At 59.1% G+C, this 252-nt stretch carries 1 protein-coding gene; it reads left to right on the forward strand.

All coding sequences use genetic code 11. The features are described 5' to 3' along the window. Positions 1-12: 12 nt before the first annotated feature. Positions 13-252: cation:proton antiporter domain-containing protein (locus tag R0J87_RS22720; RefSeq protein ID WP_498889183.1), on the forward strand; the 240-nt coding region annotated here is incomplete at its 3' end.

Genomic DNA, 252 nt, shown 5'->3' on the forward strand with positions numbered 1-252 from the left:
GGGAGAAGCGTTATGGCGTCTGATGTATTGAGTGCCGGTGTGGTGTTTCTGGCGGCGGCCGTTGTGGCTGTGCCTGTGGCCCAGCGTCTCGGGCTGGGATCGGTTTTGGGCTATCTGCTGGCCGGGATCGGCATTGGTCCCTGGGGGCTGGGGCTGATCAATGATGTGGAGGAAGTGCTGCATTTTTCCGAGTTTGGGGTCGTTCTGCTGCTGTTTCTGATTGGACTGGAGCTGAACCCCAGCAAACTCTGG

Origin of the sequence: Halomonas sp. SIMBA_159 (assembly GCF_046536035.1) — a bacterium.
GTDB lineage: Bacteria > Pseudomonadota > Gammaproteobacteria > Pseudomonadales > Halomonadaceae > Vreelandella > Vreelandella venusta_A.